We start from the raw sequence: 2,868 nt of genomic DNA, 5'->3' as shown, positions 1-2,868 counted from the left end.
GCTGGGTGAAAGGGTGACGGCCCGGCGCTTCGATGGTCAAGTGGCAGAGCTGCAAGTGCGCGCTGCCATCTTGAACCGCTTCAGCATGCTGGGCCGTCCGTGCACGGTAGTGGTGGAGTAAATCTGTTTGGGGAAAGGGAAAAATCATCCTGCTTCGGATTTATGCAACAGAGCCGTTCTGACTCCATGAATCCAGCTCGTGTTTGCATCAGGTTATGGAGTTGTTGGACAGCCTGAATGATCCAGTCCATTCGGCTTTTATAGTTTTCAAAAATTGTCTCTTCTGGTGCTGCCGATTTAAGTTTTGGGTCATTTGTCTGGCAGGCATGAGTAAACGCCAGTTCCAGATCAGGTGAAAACCAGCTCTCCAGCCACGTTGGCGTTGCACTCACTTGACAAACGCAGGGTCGTCTAACAGCAGCAGCTCCCCCTTCTGCGGCAAGCACCGTTGTTTATTTCAGCGCATCCGGAATGACCGGATTCTGCTGCCCAGCAGGCGGAGGCGGTAACGGCGGGTCTTGGTAGTCGGTGTCAATCGAAACGCCCTGCGCGCGCAGTTTGGCTTCTTTGATATTGCGCAAGGCGCGAAATGCCAGATTGCGTTTCACCCAGGTATCCCGCCAGTGGTCCCGATCTTTCTCGTCCACTCCCAGCCGCTCGGTTTCTTCGCGAGGGGTAAAGGTTAGGCTGATGAAGTAGGCTCCGGGCTTGGCTGGATCCAGGTGGTTGACATCGCGATCCACTTGCAGGGTAAGGTAGGTATGATCGGCATAAAGCTCCCATGTCAATGGAGCTGGTAGTGCCATCCATTGCTCAAACGACAGCGGGTAATCTGGATCGATATTGTCCTGTGTGAAATAGTCGAGAGCAGCCTTGCCTTTAAGTCGCGGCTTCGCTTCAGAAATATAGTATCGCCACCCGATTTTACGTAGGTCCTGTATCAAGTTTAGTACGTACTGATGGGCAACGGGGTGGGGTTGCATGCCGCCTTCTTTTAATTTGGCTGTGATTAATAAATTGTTTATGCCAACCTTCCTGCCCCTATCTTCTGCTGCATTGATCAGCGTGACCTGTGGGATCACTGTTTCCAATGTGCCAGTTTTGATGATGACCAGCATAGTTTTGCCACGACTGTCTGCATTGATATAGTAAAAATTCAATCCGAAATTTTTCTTGTTGGCCTTTACCAATTCGCCATACTGCTGCTCCAGAATTGTCCCAGACTGCCCAAATGCAACTTCAACCTGTGATGGGAAAACACTACCCTGAGCCATAGCCTTGGCACCCTTATTACTGAATATAAAAAAAACGACTGCGATGACGGCAATGCCCACCAGCATGATGAACCACTTAAGCATGCGCTTAGTCCTTACTGACATACCAGCCTGCCATGATTTTGAGTTCTGTTTCCATAGTGCTCGTTTGCGTTTGCATTAACCGATGAAAGTCATTGGCAGCACTGGTGATCCAAATCATCCGGCTGTCGTAGTTTTCCAAAACTGTCCCTTCCGGCGCTGCCGATTTAAGTTCCGGGTTATCTGTCTGGCAGGCATGGGTAAACACCAATTCCAGATCAGGTGAAAACCAGCTCATCCAGCCACGCTGGCGTTGCACCCACTTGGCAAACTCTGGGTCGTCATACATCAGCGGCTGCAGGATCACGCCCTGCTCATGTCTTGCGATATCCATCAAGTGGGAAAGCTGTACCTTTGCGCGATCAGCGGGTGTTTCTGCTGCCTCTATCTTCTTGATCGTGGCAAACGCACTCTTGATGAAGCCAGAAATCGGCAGGTACTTCAGCGTGGGTAACGCCGTATCCGCCCACGGTAGCCGTTTCAGGTTGTCGATTACCGCTTGGTGGCAACCATTCTCGCCGCGCGTATCCAGGCATTGCGCAAAGGTGTCGGGGCTGTAGTTGTGATACCAGTGTGTGGGGGCAATGTCCTGAAACAGCCAGAAATTACCCTTGCCCAGTCCATCGCGCACATAGCCAAGCCCGGTGGCGTCAGGCGCATGCTTGCCGGCATCCACCCGGGTCAGGTCCAGCGTGCAGGCCACGGTTTTGCTGGCAAAGGCGCCCAGTGCCATCCAGTAGTATCGGCCTTTCTTTTTGGGGTTGCCGTATTCCTCCTGCTCCAGGTAGAGGCGAGCATAGGTGGCGGCAATAGTTCTGGCGCGCTGCGCGTAGTCGCTCAGCGTGCTGCGTTTCGGGGGAAAGCTCACCCCTTGCTCACGAGTTGAAAGTCGCCGGTAGGCAAACTGCTGTGCCAGCGACCACATGGTGTCGCAGCCAGCCTGCAGTGTGCAGACCGAGCCCTCGCGGGTATTGGTTGTTGCTTGTGCGCTTGGGTTGGGAGTTGCCATGATTAGTGTTTATCCTGGTCCGGCTGTATTGCGTCCCAGACCAATTCGGCTGCCAGCGGGGTGGCTTGTGAGGTATGAATACGCTGGTTGCTGCCATCGCGCTTGATTCGGTGCAGCAACTGCTGCTTGCCGTCATCAACCAGCAATTGCACGCCTGGCAGTGGTTTTCCATTTGGGCCCAGTAACTGGAATTTTTCATCGTATCGCTCAGCGCTAGGAAAGCCCTTCATGTTCACCCCAATGCTCGCCGGCCCGCTCAACGCATGCTCCGCCCCCTTCACGCTCACCGTGCCGGGGCAGTGCACCTCGATATTGCCGCCGGACAGCTTGATGTAGCCGCCGCCGCTGGTCAGCAGGATTTCAGCCTTGGCGCTGATCTGTACCTTGCCTTTGCACGAGGTGATGGTGATGTTCTTGTCCGCCGTCAGCTCCATTGCCCCACTCTGCGCCTGAACCTGCACCTTGCCGCGGGCGGCGATCAGCTTCAGGCTGACCTTGTCCTTT

The 2,868-nt window shown here is 54.1% G+C and carries 3 protein-coding genes and 1 pseudogene; 1 reads left to right on the top strand and 3 read right to left on the bottom strand.

The features are described from left to right. Window positions 1-121 (top strand): annotated as a pseudogene (locus tag ACG97_RS17740) (IS5/IS1182 family transposase); the annotation flags it as partial. Window positions 122-452: 331 nt separating this feature from the next. On the opposite strand, the gene ACG97_RS16700 reads toward ACG97_RS17740, so the two are convergent. The 3 genes from ACG97_RS16700 to ACG97_RS18105 all read right to left on the bottom strand — a co-directional run. Continuing rightward, entirely contained in the window at window positions 453-1,358 is a 906-nt protein-coding gene (locus ACG97_RS16700) for a hypothetical protein (protein ID WP_047968513.1), read from the bottom strand. 4 nt (window positions 1,359-1,362) lie between these two features. Then, on the bottom strand, window positions 1,363-2,364 hold the full coding sequence (locus ACG97_RS16695) for a hypothetical protein (protein WP_047968512.1): 1,002 nt from the start codon (window positions 2,362-2,364) through the stop codon (window positions 1,363-1,365). A gap of 2 nt (window positions 2,365-2,366) precedes the next feature. Continuing rightward, window positions 2,367-2,868: DUF2345 domain-containing protein (locus tag ACG97_RS18105; protein ID WP_047968511.1), on the bottom strand; the 502-nt coding region annotated here is incomplete at its 5' end.

This window comes from Vogesella sp. EB, assembly GCF_001037925.1.
Taxonomy (GTDB): domain Bacteria; phylum Pseudomonadota; class Gammaproteobacteria; order Burkholderiales; family Chromobacteriaceae; genus Vogesella; species Vogesella indigofera.
This window is presented reverse-complemented; position numbering and strand designations above follow the sequence as displayed.

Excerpts from the sequence above, each read along its gene's own strand:
- ACG97_RS16700 (WP_047968513.1), bottom strand. The coding sequence starts at position 1,358 with ATGCTTAAGTGGTTCATCATGCTGGTGGGCATTGCCGTCATCGCAGTC.
- ACG97_RS16695 (WP_047968512.1), bottom strand. The coding sequence starts at position 2,364 with ATGGCAACTCCCAACCCAAGCGCACAAGCAACAACCAATACCCGCGAG.